A 12,139-nucleotide genomic window follows, 5' to 3' on the forward strand; every position below is an offset into this window, starting at 1 on the left:
TCTTTCGTCGATGAGGTAGGCTCCTATTGGAGCTTGGCGCCCATCTGGCCGATCGCGCCGTCGATCAGCGGGTCGGACTTCAGACCCGCTAGACGCGTGGTGAGCACGGTCTCGGCGATCTGGGCGGCGAGGTCGGCGGCCGCGGCCTTGACCTCGGCCGAGGCCTGGGCTTCGGCGGTGGCGATCTTGCGCTCGGCGAGTTCGCCGCGACGCTTGATCTGGTCTTCCAGCTGGACCTTGGCTTCGGCCGCCATGCGCTTGGCGTCCTCCTGAGCGTTGGCCAGCAGTTCGGCCGACAGCTTCTCGGCGTCGGCGCGTTGCTTCTTCACATCGGCCAGCAGGCGGGTCGCTTCGTCGCGCAGGGCCTGGGCTTCGTCCAGTTGCGCCTGGATGGCCTTGGCGCGGGCGTCCAGCGCCCCCACGGCCATGCCCGGCACCTTGGCGTAGACCAGGGCGCCGATGAACACCAGGAGCCCGACGGTGACCCAGGTGTGCGCGTCTTGCAGGAGTTCCACGGTCAGAGTCTTTCTAAGCTAGGCCGTCACGGCGGCTTTGAGCTCGGCCGCGGTGGCGGCCTTGCCGGTCAGCTTGGCCACGATGGCTTCGGCGGTGTCGGAGGCGATGCCGGAGACTTGGCTGAGGGCCTTGTCGCGGGCTTCGAAGATCCGAACCTCGGCGGCGGCCAGGCTCTTGGCGAGCTTGGCTTCCTCCTCGGCCTGGCGGACGGCGCTTTCAGCCTTGGCCTTCGCCTTGGCGTCGCCGGCAAGCTTCTGAGCCTGGGCGCGCGCCTGAGCGACTTCCTGGGCGACCGCGGCGGCCTGAGCCTCGGACTCTTCCTTCATCTTCCGCGCGGCGGCGATGTCACCGGAGATCCGATCCTCGCGCGCCGAGATGGTGTTGCCCAGCTTGGGGACGAACACCTTGGAGAACAGGAAGTAGAGGATGCCGAAAATGATCAGCATCCACACCATCTGGCCCGGCCATTGGGCCAGGTCGAACTGAGGCAGACCGCCCGAGCCATGCTCGGCGGCGGCGCCCGCTGCGGCGTGAGCCGCTTCGGTCACGGGCTCGGCCACGGGGCTTAGACCTGAACGAAGAGGATGATGAAGGCCATCACGAGGGCGAAGATGCCCATGGCTTCCGTCACGGCGAAGCCGAGGAACAGCATGCCGCGTTCGGCGGCCGCGGCCGACGGGTTGCGCATGGCGGCTTGCAGGTAGTTGCCGAACAGGATGCCGAGGCCGGCGCCGGCGCCGATGAGGCCGGTCATGGCGAGGCCCGCACCGATGTACTTGGCGGCAGTAACGTCCATTTGGATAAATCCCTTTGTAGAGGTGGGGTTAGTGGCCGTGATCGAGGTTCACGACATCGCTGAGATAGGTGCAGGTCAGGGCCGCGAAGACGAAGGCCTGCAGGAAGGCGACGATGAATTCCAGGGCCATCAGGGCGATGACCATGGAAAGGCTGAGGGCCGAGCCGACCAGGCCCAGATAGGCTAGGCCGCCGTTGGCGATGGCGAAACCGCCCAGGCCGACGACGAAGCTGCCGAACATATACATCACGACGTGGCCGCCGATGATGTTGCCGAACAGTCGCATGGCCAGGGTCACCGGGCGCACCAGGAAGGAGATGAACTCGATCGGCACCAGGATGAACAGCATCGGCCAAGCGACGCCGGAGGGCACGAAGAGCTTGAAGAAGCCCAGGCCGTTCTTGGCGAAGCCCACCACCAGCACGATGAAGAAGGTGAGCAGGGCGAGCGTCGCGGTCACCGCGAGCTGGGCCGTCACCGCGAACTGCTCGGGGAACATCCCGATCAGGTCGAGCACCGCGACGAAGGAGAAGAGGGTGAAGATGAAGGGCAGGAAAGGCCGGCCGCGGTCGCCGATCATCGAGCCGGTGAGGCCCTTGTCGACGAGGTCATAGACGGTCTCGGCCAGGGCCTGCATGCGGCCGGGGACGACGGCGCCCCGCGACGAGAACAGGAAGAAGACGGTGATGATGGTCGCAGCCATCATCATCGTGAAAACAGAGTTGGTGATCGACAGGTCGATCGCGCCAAGGCCCGGGACCATCACGGGCGGCAGGTCCACGATCTTCTGGATCATGAACTGGTGCATGGGCTCGATGGCGGCCATTAGCGGTTCAAGTCCTCATCCTCGTTACGCACGTCCGGCGACGCCGGGGTGTTCAGTTTCGCCGCCGTCCGGTTCGCGGACGTGTAGGCGTTATAGGCCGACAGGGCGGTTCCCAGCATCAGGCCGGCGACCAGTCCCCAGGGCGTGGTGTGGAGAAAGTGGTCGAACAGCCACCCGAACCCCAAACCCCCCAAGACCCCGCCGATCACCCCCCCCAGGAGGCGATAGCCTTCGCCCATCGCGCGCTCGGCTGAGGCCTTGTGTGGCCCACGCTTGGTCGCGGTCTCGAAGGCGTCGAGCCGTTCGTCGAGGCGCTTGATGGCCTCTTCGTTCGGATCGTCCGGCTGCGGCATTTGCGTAAGGTCTTTAAAGGGACCGCGACAACTGTCCGCGGCCCGGCCAGGTCGCGGCGGAACCTATAGAGCCGGGTGCAGTGCGTCAAGGCTGGGAAACTGATATTTAAGAGACTGATTTCTAACAGTTTTTCGACCCGCGTCAAACGGTCTCGCCCGCGACTCCTGAAGGCGGGGTATCGCGAAGCGCCTCCTCTCCCCGTTCAGGGGGAGAGGGTAGGGTGAGGGGGCGCGCAGCAAGGCTACGCGTTCCGGCGCTGGAGCAACAACTGAGCCTCAGAAAGAGCCCTCACCCTACCCTCTCCCGCAAGCGGGAGAGGAGAGACGACTACTGCGCCGCCATGGCCTCGGCCTGGCGCAGGTCCACCGAGACCAGTTGGCTGACGCCGCGTTCGGCCATGGTCACGCCGAACAGGCGGTCCATGCGAGCCATGGTCACCGGGTTGTGGGTGATGGCGATGAAGCGGGTCTGGGTCCGCCGGCGCATCTCGTCCAGCAGGTTGCAGAAGCGGTCGACATTGGCGTCGTCCAGGGGCGCGTCCACCTCGTCCAGCACGCAGATGGGCGCCGGGTTGGCCAGGAAGACCGCGAAGATCAGGGCCGCGGCCGTCAGGGCCTGCTCGCCGCCGCTCATCAGGCTCATGGTGGCCATGCGCTTGCCGGGAGGGCAGGCGTAGATCTCCAGGCCCGCCTCAAGGGGATCGTCGCTCTCCACCAGGCGCAGTTCGGCCTGGCCGCCTTCGAACAGGCTCTCGAACAGGGCCTTGAAGTGTTCGTTGATGACGTCGAAGGCGGCCACCAGGCGCTCGCGGCCCTCGCCGTTCAGCTCGTCGATCCCCTGGCGCAGCTTGGCGATGGCGCCGGTGAGGTCGGCCTTCTCGGCCTGCATGGTCTCCAGGCGGGCGGCGTGCTCGGTCGCCTCCTCCTCGGCCCGCAGGTTCACCGGCCCGATGGCGTCGCGCTGGCGCTCCAGGTTGTAGAGGTGAGCCTCCATGCCGCCGGCGTCGCCGGGAATGGCGATGGCCGCGTCGGCCAGGCTCTGGGCCAGCTGCTCGGGCTCGACCCGCGCGGTCTCGCGGATCTGGGCGGTGATCTCGGCCAGGCGCTCGGCGGCGGCCTCCAGCTTCGCCGAAAGGCTGGCGCGCAGTTCGCGGGCCTCGCTGGCGGCGGCGTCGCTGGCGCGCACGGCGCGGTCGGCCTCGGCCCGCGCGCCCTCGGCCTGGGCCAGGGCGTCGCTGCTCTTGGCGCGGCGAGCCTCGGCGGCCCCCAGTTCGTCCAGCAACTTCTCGAAGCGCTGCTGATGGGTGGCCGGGGCCTCGTGGGCCTGGTCCAGCAGGGCCTTGGCCTTGGCGCGGGCCTCCTCCAGATGCTCCAGGCGCTTGGCGGCGGCCTGGGCGCGGCGGGTCCAGTCGTCGCGGTCGCGGGTCAGGTTCTCCAGACGCCGCGCCCGGCCCTCGCGCTCGCGGGCCTCGACGTCCATGGCGCTGCGGGCCTCGGCGGCGGCCTCGCGGGCGGGACCGGCGGCGGCGCGGGCGGCGGCCAGCTTGGCGGCGAGGTCGCCGACGGCGGTGTCCTCGGCCGAGTCCGACTGGGCGACCCGCAGGATCGACTCGGCGTCGGCCAGCTCGGCCTCGAAGCGGCGGATGACGTCGTCCAGGGACTGGGCGTGGGCCTCGCGGCGGGTGGCCTCGCGGTCGAGCTTCTCCAGCACCAGCCGCGCCGCAGCCACCTTCTGCTCGGCGGCCTGGGGCTGGCGGCGGGCCTCTCGCAGGGCGTCCTCGGCGGCGCGGACCCGGGCGTTGGCGGCGGCCTGCGCGTCGCGGGCGGCCTTGGCCCGGGGCTCCAGGGCCTCGATCTCGGTCTCCACCTCGGTGAGGCGGGTCTTCTGCTCCATCCGCACGGCTGCGGGCTTGGGGGCGTCGGCGCGGGCGGTGAAGCCGTCCCAGCGCCAGAGGTCGCCCTCCTTGGAGACCAGCCGCATGCCAGGCTGCAGGCCGGCCTGCAGCCGGTCGCCGTCGGCGCGGGAGACTAGAGCGACATAGGCCAGGCGGGCGGCCAACTCGCGGGGGGCCTTGACCAGGGGGGCGAGCGGCGTGGCGCCCTGCGGCCAGGCCGGCGCCTCGGCGTGATGGCCGCCCCAGAAGGCCGGCGCCTTGGGATCCAGGGCCGCGTCCAGGTCGTCGCCGAGGGCGGCGGCCAGGGCCTGTTCATAGCCGCGGTCTGGGGAGACCGCGTCCAGGGCCGGGGTGAAGCCGCCGCGCTTCTGCTGGGCCACGATGCCGGCCAGGGCCCGGGCCTCGGCGGTCAGGCGGCCGAGCTGTTCGTCGGTCTTGCGGGCGGCCTCGCGGGCGGTGAGTTCGGCCTCCTGAGCCTTGCTGCGTTCGTCCTCGGCGGTCTCCAGGGCCGCGCGCAGGGCCGCGAGCGTCGCCTCGGCGCGCTCCAGTTCGGTCCTGGCCTCGGCGGCCTGGGGATTGATGGCCGGGCCGATCTGTTCGCGTTCGTGGCGGGCCTGTTCCAGGGCGCGGCGGGTGCGGTTGACGCGGCCCTGGGCCTCCTCGACCCGGGCGGCGCCGGCCCGGCGGCGGGCCTCCTCGGCGGCGGCCTGGGCGGCCAGGGCCTCCACGGCGGCATCGGCCTCGACCCGGGCGGCCTCGGCGGCGCGGGCGGCGGCCTCCAGTTCCGGCGCGCGCTCGGGAGCCGCGGCGATGGCGATCTCCAGGGCCTCCAAGTCGCCGGCCATGCGTGACAGGGCGAGCTGTGAGTCCTCCACCATCTGGGTCTCGCGGGCCCGGTCGGCGTCGATGCGGGCCACGTCCCCGGTCAGGCGCTCCACCTCGGCGGCCAGGGCCTCGCCCTCCCGCTCCAGGCGGTCGCGATCGATGGCCAGGCGGTGCAGCACGGCCGCGGCGATGGTCTCGGCCTCGCGCAGGGGCTTGATCTGCTCCTCGGCGGCGGCGGCGATGGTGGTGGCCACGGCGGCTTCGCGGGCGGTGGCCTCGACGGCGGCGATGGCGGCGGCGGCCTCGGCCTGCAGCCGTTCGGCCGCGCTGCGGGCCTCGTTCCAGCGGGCGTAGAGCACCGCGCCCTGCAGGGCGCGAATCTCCGCCGACATCTTCTTGTAGCGGTCGGCCTGGCGGGCCTCGCGCTTGAGGCGGTTCAGCGCGCTCTCCAGCTCCTTGGCGACGTCCTCCAACCGGGTGAGGTTGGTCTCCGCCGCCCGCAGCCGCAGCTCGGCCTCATGCCGGCGGGTGTGCAGGCCCGAGACGCCGGCGGCCTCCTCCAGGATCATCCGCCGGTTCTGCGGCTTGGCGGCGATCAGCTCGGAGATCTGCCCCTGGCGCACCAGGGCCGGCGAGTTCGAGCCGGTCGACGCATCCGCAAACAGCAGCTGCACGTCGCGGGCGCGGACCTCGCGGCCGTTGATGCGGTAGGTGGAGCCCTCGCCCTTGTCGATGCGGCGCACCACCTCCAGGATCGGGTGGTCGTTGAAGGCCGCCGGCGCCTTGCGATCGGCGTTGTCGATGGTGAGCATCACCTCGGCATGGTTGCGCGAGGCGCGCCCGCCGGAGCCGGCGAAGATCACGTCGTCCATCCCGCCGGCCCGCATGGCCTTGGCGGAATTGGCGCCCATCACCCAGCGCAGGGCTTCCAGCAGGTTCGACTTGCCGCAGCCATTGGGTCCGACAATGCCCGTGACTCCGGGTTCGATGCGGAACTCGGTCGCATCGACGAAGGACTTGAAGCCCGAAAGGCGAAGCCGCTGGAAGTGCACTGAGGTGCGGGGCCCTTCCTACTTCTTGGCTTGGGCGGCGGCGATGGCGGCGTCGAACTCGGCCAGGGTGGCCTCGCCTTCCTTGAGCTTCTCGCCATTGATCAGGAAGGTCGGGGTCGAGCTGATTTTCTCGTCGCGGGAGGCCTTCTCGACGCGGTCATTCAGGGCCTTGAGCGCCGTCTCGTCGGTGATGCAGGCGTTGAACTGCGGTTCGGTCATACCCGCCGACTGGGCCACCCGCAGCAGGACGCCGCGCATGTCCCCGGTGGTGAACATCTCGTTCTGGGCCTTGAACACGGCGTCCAACACGCTGAAATACTTGTCCTTGCCAGCGCAGCGGGCGGTCAGGAAGGCGGCGGCGGCCACCTCCACCGGCGGGGTCAGAAACTCCTTGAAGGTGTAGTGCACCTTGCCGGTGTCGATATATTTCGCCTTCAGAGCCGGGAAGACCTCGTTGTGGAAGGTGGCGCAATGGGTGCAGGAGGCCGAGGCATATTCGGTGATCTTCACCGCCGCCTTGGGGTCGCCCAGGGTCATGTCGGCGGCGTCGGTCTTGGCCCCGCCCTGGGAACAGCCGGCGAGGGCGAGGGCGCCCAGGGCGGCGACGACGAGGAGGCGACGGCTGAAGTTCGGCATTTGAGCCCTCTACGGAATTCCGAATGAAAGATTAAAGCGCGATTCCCCCCAGGCCGGGGGCAAAGTCAACGGGTGCGTCGATCGCGCAGCACGCCCCGACCCAAGCTCAGCAATGCGGCTTTCAGAGGGCCGTCGGGCTCGGCGGCCAGGCTGGCGGCCAACTCGGCCTCTTTTCCAGCGTCCAGCGGGGGCAGGGGGCGGCGCACAGGCCGCACGCTCTCCGGGTTCACATTGCGCAGCGGCCCCTGGACGATCCGCAGCTTGTTCACTGCGCCCGCCCCCAGGAACAGGTTCACGCGGGCCACGATTTCCGGCGCCTGGTGCTGGATCAGAGCCGCGGCGGCCCCGGCCACCCGGATCTCCAGGGCGGCGGGCTCGCCGGCCTTCACCTTCGACAGCTTCACCGGCTCGGTGCGCTTGGCGATCTGCTCGCCGACGATCTCCTTCCAGCGCGCCTGCAGGGCGCCAGGCCCCTGGCCGAACCGTGCGTCCAGATCCTTGAGCAGCTTGGACAGGCCACGCCCCGCCGCCGGCGGCGGCCGCCGCTGCGGCCGCGTCCGCTTCCGCGACAGGATGAAGGCCGCCTCCGCGGCGGTGGGCAGGGGACGCTTGGGCATGGGCGCAGCTTACAGCGTCGGAGCCCCGTCGGTCACCAGTCCGAAGAGGTTCGTGGTTCTCCTCTTCCCGCCCGCCTTGACGCCCCCGTCCCCAGGTCGCAATCACCGGCCCCAACAACCGGGGGGCCGAAACCATGTCCGACACCAAGCCAGCGGCCTCGCACCGCCGCATCCTGGCCGCCAGCCTGGTGGGGACGGCGGTCGAATTCTACGACTTCTACATCTACGCCACCGCCGCCTCCCTGGTGTTCGGCAAGCTGTTCTTCCCGGTGGCCTCGCCCTCGGCCCAGTTGATGAGCGCCTACGCCACCTTCGCGCTCGCCTTCTTCGCCCGGCCCCTGGGCGCCGCCGTGTTCGGCCACTTCGGCGACCGGCTGGGGCGCAAGTCGACACTCGTCGCCTCGCTGATGCTGATGGGAGGATCCACGCTCGCCATCGCCTTCCTGCCCACCTACGCCCAGGCCGGCTGGGTCGCGCCCTTCCTGCTGTGCGTGCTGCGCTTTGGCCAGGGCTTCGGATTGGGGGGCGAGTGGGGCGGGGCGGCCCTGCTGGCCGTGGAGAACGCGCCGCCTGGCTGGCGCGCCCGCTTCGGCATGTTCCCCCAGCTCGGCGCACCAGTCGGCTTCGTCGCGGCCAACGGCCTCTTCCTGCTGCTGGGGGTGCTGCTGACGCCGGAGCAGTTCCTGGCCTGGGGCTGGCGCATTCCCTTCCTGCTCAGCATCGTCCTGGTGGGCGTCGGCCTCTGGGTCCGGCTGAAGCTTACCGAGACCCCGGCCTTCGCCGAAGCCATGAAGGAGGCCCCGCCCGCCAAGGCGCCCCTGGGCGAGCTGCTCAAGAACTATCCGCTGCAGACCCTGGCCGGCACCTTCGCCGTGGTCTGCTGCTTCGCCATCTTCTACCTGACCACCGCCTTCGCCCTGGGCTATGGCACGACCAAGCTGGGCTACAGCCGAGAGACCTTCCTGGGGGTGCAGCTTGGCGCCATCGGCTTCATGGCCGCGGGGATCATCGCCGCCGGCTACTGGGCCGACGCCACCAGCCCCCGCCGGGTCCTGATGGCCGGCTGCATCGCCACGGTGGCGGGGGGCTTCCTGCTGGCTCCGATGATGGGCTCCGGCTCGCTCTGGCTGATCTGGGGCTTCCTGTCCCTGGCCCTGGTCATGATGGGACTGGTCTATGGACCCCTCGGCGCCTTCCTGCCCGGCCTGTTCCCGGCGCGCGTCCGCTACACCGGCGCGTCGGTGGCCTTCAATGTCGGCGGCATCCTGGGCGGCGGCCTAGCCCCGATGATCGCCCAGGCCCTGGCCGACCGGGGCGGTCTCGTCCCCGTCGGCTACTATCTCAGCGGCGCGGCCCTCATCAGCCTGACGGCGCTGTTCCTCCTCAAGCGCCAGGCGGAATGAACCCCGAGGTCCTCCGCGCCAGGCTGCTGGCCTGGTACGACGACCAGGCGCGCGACCTCGCCTGGCGGGTGGGGCCTGCGGGCGGTCGGGTGGGTGTGCGCCAGGACCCCTACCGGGTCTGGCTGTCGGAGGTGATGCTGCAGCAGACCACCGTGCCGCACGCCACGCCCTATTTCCTCAAGTTCACCGCCCGCTGGCCCACCGTGACGGCCCTGGCCGCCGAGCAGGACGGCGAGGTCATGGCCGCCTGGGCGGGGCTCGGCTACTACGCCCGCGCCCGCAACCTGCTGGCCTGCGCCCGGGCCGGGGCCAACGACCACGGTGGCGTTTTCCCCGACACCGAGGAGGGGCTGCGGGGCCTGCCGGGGCTTGGCCCCTATACCGCCGCCGCCGTGGCCGCCATCGCCTTCGACCGGCCCACCAATGTCGTGGATGGCAATGTCGAGCGGGTCATCTCGCGGCTGTTTGCGGTCGAGGCCCCGCTGCCGGACGCCAAGCCGGAGCTGAAGCGGCTGGCGGAGACCCTGGTGCGTGATGAGCGGCCCGGTGACTGGGCCCAGGCCCTGATGGATCTGGGCGCGACGATCTGCAAGCCGAAGTCGCCGCTCTGTGGTCGCTGCCCGGTGGCTCTCGACTGCGCGGCGCTCGCCACCGGGTCACCTGAGACCTATCCGCGCAAGACCGCCAAGGCGGTGCGGCCCCACCGCAACGGCGTGGCTTATGTGCTCACGCGTGGCGACTTGGTGGCGTTGGTCCGTCGGCCGCCGAAAGGCCTGCTGGGCGGCATGCTGGCCCTGCCCACCAGCGACTGGCGCGCCGACCCGTTTGGCGATGACGAGGCTAGCGCCTCAGCCCCCGCCGACGCGGCGTGGCGCCATGTCGGCGAGGTGGAGCACGGCTTCACCCACTTCACACTGACCCTGAAACTGCTCCGCGCCGAGGGCGACGCCGAGGGCGTGATCTGGTCGCCGCGGCGCGATCTGGATGGCTTGCCCAGCGTGTTCCTGAAGGCGGCCAGGGCGGCGCTGAACAACCTGCTCTAGACGCCCTTCCCCATCGAGGGGGAAGGCTATCGATGTGGTCAGACCTTGCCGGCCTCCGCCTTGGCCTCCGCCACCGTCGCGGCCCGGGGGAACAGGAAGGTCAGCGTGATCAGCGCCGTCAGCGACATGGCCAGCGCCGCGGCCGGGATGGCCGGCACCCCGTAGGTGGCCAGGGCCGCCCCGCCCACGGTCGAGCCCAGGGCCTGACCCACCGAGATCACCGAGCCGTTCAAGGCCAGGGCCACGGGGGCGCCGCCGGTAGCCTGGATCAGGCTGGATTGGATCACCGGGGTGATCGAGAACAGGGCCGTGGCCGCCAGGAAGATCCCCAGCGCCACCAGGGTCGCGCTCGGCCAGCCGTCGGGCAGGACATGGTGGGTGGCGGCGAAGTGCACGCTCATGGCGGCGGCCTGGATCATGAAGCCCTGCAGGATCCAGGACCGGCCGGCGGCCCGGTCGGCGGCCCGCGCCCCCAGCCACAGGCCCGCGATGGAGCCCACCCCGATCATCGCCTGGAAGGCGCCGACGCCGGCGCCCGTGACGCCGGCCCCGACCCGCACGATGGGGGCGATGTAGAGGTTCAGCGTCATGTTGGCGGCGAAGGTCAGGAAGGTGGTCAGGTAGAAGGGCCAGATGATCGGCAGCAGCACTTTCACCGTGTCGCCGCCGCCCTCGCGCTTCGGCGGCGCCGGCACCTTGGGCAGGAAGAACACCACGGCGGCCAGGGCGAACAGCGACAGGCCGGCGGCGAACAGGAAGGTGGCTCGCCAGTCGAAGACCGAGCCGATGATGCTGCCCAGCGGAATGCCCACCACGAAGGCCAGGGTCATGCCGCCCGAGACCATGGCCAGGGCCGAGCCCCGGCGCTCGGGCGGAACCAGGGCCGCGGCGGCCACGCTGGCGGCCGGTCCCGACATGGCGCCGGCAAGGCCCGCCAGGGCGCGCAGCACCATCAGCACCTCGAAATTCGGCGTCAGCGCGCAGGCGATATGCAGGGCGGCGCCCAGGGCCAGGGCCGTCATCACCATGATCTTGCGGTCCACCCGCGCGAACAGCCAGGCCGCCACTGGCCCCAGCACGGCCGAGGTCAGGACGAAGACCGTCTGCAACTGGCCGGCCACGGCGGTCGTCACCCCCAGGTCGGCGGCGAGACTCTCCAGCAAGCCGGCGAAGATGAAGGCTCCCGACCCGAAGGCGAAGGTCACCAGGGTCAGGACGTAGATACGCGGGTTCATGGACCCGAGCTTAACCGCCGACGTACCGACCGCCAGACAAAATGGACGGCGGCCGGGTGAATTGGAGTCAGGCGGCCAGCTGCGCCATGGACGAACGCATCTTCATCCGCAGCACATCGATCGGGGCCAGGCCCTTGTCGGTCTTGAAGTGCCAGTAGGTCCAGCCGTTGCAGGCCGGCGCCGACTGGATCATGGCGCCCACCTTGTGGATGGAGCCGGCCATGTCGCCGATCACCAGGCTGCCGTCGGCCCGCACCCGGGCCGAGCGCTCGCCCTTGGAGCAATAGAGAGTGTCGCCGGGGCGCAGCATGCCCGACTCCACGATCTGGCCGACGGGGATGCGCGGTTCCTGGCGCTTGGAGCCCATGGTCTCCAGGTCGGCCTCGGTCAGGGGGATCACCTTGGCGATCCGCTCGCGGGCCAGGGTCGCGTACTGTTCCTCGCGCTCCAGGCCGATGTACTTGCGGCCCAGCTGCTTGGCCGCCGCGCCCGTGGTGCCGGTGCCGAAGAAGGGGTCCAGGATGATGTCGCCCGGCTTGGTGGACGCCAGGATCACCCGGCGCAGCAGGGCCTCGGGCTTCTGGGTCGGGTGGGCCTTGACCCCGTTCTCGTCCTTCAGCCGCTCCTCGCCGGTGCACAGCGGGAAGGTCCAGTCCGACCGCATCTGCAGGTCGTCATTGGCCATCTTCATGGCGTCGTAGTTGAAGGTGTAGCGGCGCGAGCCTCGGCCCTTGGCGGCCCAAATCAGGGTCTCGTGGGCGTTGGTGAAGCGGGTGCCCTTGAAGTTCGGCATCGGGTTGGACTTGCGCCAGACGATGTCGTTCAGGATCCAGAACCCGAGGGTCTGCAGGATGGCGCCGACCCGGAAGATGTTGTGATAGCTGCCGATCACCCACATGGCGCCGTCGTCCTTCAGGACGCGCTGGCACTCGCTCATCCACT

General features: G+C 70.2%; 12 protein-coding genes. 2 read left to right on the forward strand and 10 right to left on the reverse strand.

Annotated features, from left to right (window positions below):
• Window positions 1-23 precede the first annotated feature (23 nt).
• The 8 genes from Q7T09_RS17910 to Q7T09_RS17945 form a co-directional block, all read right to left on the reverse strand.
• Window positions 24-515: a F0F1 ATP synthase subunit B gene (locus Q7T09_RS17910; RefSeq protein WP_304701555.1), complete on the reverse strand. Its 492-nt coding sequence runs from the start codon at window positions 513-515 to the stop codon at window positions 24-26.
• Window positions 516-533: 18 nt separating this feature from the next.
• The gene (locus Q7T09_RS17915) at window positions 534-1,064 is read right to left on the reverse strand and encodes a hypothetical protein (protein ID WP_304701556.1); all 531 of its coding nucleotides are present in this window, start codon (window positions 1,062-1,064) and stop codon (window positions 534-536) included.
• A 17-nt stretch (window positions 1,065-1,081) separates the two neighbouring features.
• A complete protein-coding gene (locus tag Q7T09_RS17920) occupies window positions 1,082-1,312 on the reverse strand; it encodes a F0F1 ATP synthase subunit C (RefSeq protein WP_215342062.1) in 231 nt (76 codons plus the stop codon).
• A 28-nt stretch (window positions 1,313-1,340) separates the two neighbouring features.
• Window positions 1,341-2,138, reverse strand: coding sequence for a F0F1 ATP synthase subunit A (locus Q7T09_RS17925; RefSeq protein ID WP_304701557.1), 798 nt, complete (start codon window positions 2,136-2,138; stop codon window positions 1,341-1,343).
• On the reverse strand, window positions 2,138-2,491 hold the full coding sequence (locus Q7T09_RS17930; protein ID WP_304701558.1) for an AtpZ/AtpI family protein: 354 nt from the start codon (window positions 2,489-2,491) through the stop codon (window positions 2,138-2,140). The genes Q7T09_RS17925 and Q7T09_RS17930 overlap by 1 nt, the downstream gene beginning before the upstream one ends.
• A 328-nt stretch (window positions 2,492-2,819) precedes the next feature.
• On the reverse strand, window positions 2,820-6,263 hold the full coding sequence (gene smc / locus Q7T09_RS17935; protein ID WP_304701559.1) for a chromosome segregation protein SMC: 3,444 nt from the start codon (window positions 6,261-6,263) through the stop codon (window positions 2,820-2,822).
• Window positions 6,264-6,281: 18 nt separating this feature from the next.
• Complete coding sequence (locus tag Q7T09_RS17940; RefSeq protein WP_304701560.1) at window positions 6,282-6,899, reverse strand: thioredoxin domain-containing protein; 618 nt, start codon at window positions 6,897-6,899, stop codon at window positions 6,282-6,284.
• A 65-nt stretch (window positions 6,900-6,964) separates the two neighbouring features.
• Window positions 6,965-7,516 (reverse strand): DUF721 domain-containing protein, encoded by a 552-nt coding sequence (locus tag Q7T09_RS17945; protein WP_304701561.1) that lies wholly within the window; start codon window positions 7,514-7,516, stop codon window positions 6,965-6,967.
• 134 nt (window positions 7,517-7,650) lie between these two features.
• On the opposite strand from Q7T09_RS17945, the gene Q7T09_RS17950 reads away from it, so the two are divergent.
• Both Q7T09_RS17950 and mutY read left to right on the forward strand, forming a co-directional pair.
• The gene (locus Q7T09_RS17950; RefSeq protein WP_304701562.1) at window positions 7,651-8,919 is read left to right on the forward strand and encodes an MFS transporter; all 1,269 of its coding nucleotides are present in this window, start codon (window positions 7,651-7,653) and stop codon (window positions 8,917-8,919) included.
• Window positions 8,916-9,962 carry an A/G-specific adenine glycosylase gene (gene mutY / locus Q7T09_RS17955; RefSeq protein WP_304701563.1) on the forward strand — a complete coding sequence of 349 codons (1,047 nt, stop codon included), beginning with the start codon at window positions 8,916-8,918 and terminating at the stop codon, window positions 9,960-9,962. The genes Q7T09_RS17950 and mutY overlap by 4 nt, the downstream gene beginning before the upstream one ends.
• Window positions 9,963-10,000: 38 nt before the next feature.
• Here mutY and Q7T09_RS17960 read toward each other — a convergent pair whose 3' ends face one another.
• Together Q7T09_RS17960 and Q7T09_RS17965 are read right to left on the reverse strand one after the other, a co-directional pair.
• Window positions 10,001-11,197, reverse strand: coding sequence for an MFS transporter (locus Q7T09_RS17960; RefSeq protein ID WP_304701564.1), 1,197 nt, complete (start codon window positions 11,195-11,197; stop codon window positions 10,001-10,003).
• Between the two features lie 67 nt (window positions 11,198-11,264).
• Window positions 11,265-12,139 (reverse strand): site-specific DNA-methyltransferase (locus tag Q7T09_RS17965; protein ID WP_304701565.1); only part of this gene is annotated, 875 nt, incomplete at its 5' end.

The sequence above is a fragment of the Phenylobacterium sp. genome (genome assembly GCF_030645195.1).
Lineage (GTDB): Bacteria > Pseudomonadota > Alphaproteobacteria > Caulobacterales > Caulobacteraceae > Phenylobacterium.

Bases quoted from the DNA above. Each gene is read 5' to 3' on its own strand.
- Q7T09_RS17950 (WP_304701562.1), top strand. From the start codon at position 7,651: ATGTCCGACACCAAGCCAGCGGCCTCGCACCGCCGCATCCTGGCCGCC.
- Q7T09_RS17945 (WP_304701561.1), bottom strand. From the start codon at position 7,516: ATGCCCAAGCGTCCCCTGCCCACCGCCGCGGAGGCGGCCTTCATCCTG.
- Q7T09_RS17940 (WP_304701560.1), bottom strand. From the start codon at position 6,899: ATGCCGAACTTCAGCCGTCGCCTCCTCGTCGTCGCCGCCCTGGGCGCC.
- Q7T09_RS17930 (WP_304701558.1), bottom strand. From the start codon at position 2,491: ATGCCGCAGCCGGACGATCCGAACGAAGAGGCCATCAAGCGCCTCGAC.
- Q7T09_RS17925 (WP_304701557.1), bottom strand. From the start codon at position 2,138: ATGGCCGCCATCGAGCCCATGCACCAGTTCATGATCCAGAAGATCGTG.
- mutY (WP_304701563.1), top strand. From the start codon at position 8,916: ATGAACCCCGAGGTCCTCCGCGCCAGGCTGCTGGCCTGGTACGACGAC.
- Q7T09_RS17960 (WP_304701564.1), bottom strand. From the start codon at position 11,197: ATGAACCCGCGTATCTACGTCCTGACCCTGGTGACCTTCGCCTTCGGG.
- Q7T09_RS17920 (WP_215342062.1), bottom strand. From the start codon at position 1,312: ATGGACGTTACTGCCGCCAAGTACATCGGTGCGGGCCTCGCCATGACC.